Source organism: Paenibacillus sp. YAE3 (assembly GCF_057546105.1).
Window position 1 is genome coordinate 1 of the sequence record NZ_BAAIYF010000056.1, and the last position, 534, is coordinate 534.

The 534-nt window shown below is 30.7% G+C and carries 1 pseudogene; it reads right to left on the reverse strand.

Annotated elements, in window-relative coordinates:
* Positions 1–308: pseudogene (locus tag AC27KL_RS28165) on the reverse strand (M23 family peptidase); the annotation flags it as partial.
* Positions 309–534 lie beyond the last annotated feature (226 nt).

Sequence of the window (534 nt, forward strand, 5' to 3'; positions counted from 1 at the left end):
GATTCTATAGGAGCAAGCACAAGTGCTTGTATAATGTTATGTTCATCAAATATAACGCTGATGGCTTTTGTCTGGGTAGAATTTATCCAAATAAACTGCTCAATTTGAGGAGTTAAATAAAGATTTGTTTCTAGTCTGTAGAACTGTTCTCCTTGATTAAACAATTTGCTCTGCTCCAAAAATTGCTGAAGCGAAACTTGACGTTTAAATTCTTCGCTTACACAATCATAAAGCTTCTGAAAATCCCCTTGTGCAAATAAAGTTCCAAACTTTTCTCTGATATTTACTTTTCTCTCTGTTTCCATCATTGTAATCCACCCTTTTATATGTATTTCAATTTGTTTGAATTATCTATAAGTAATACGTTTTATCTTATAAAAAGGTTTCATTTTCCAATTATTCTATCTAAAAATCTTCTTCTATGCCGTATTTACAATTTTCTCAATCCATTTTATACTTATTTTACAAATATTTGAAAGGGGGTGCAGCATGATGAAAATAACGTTAAATAAAAAAATCAAGCTGCGCCGAGTA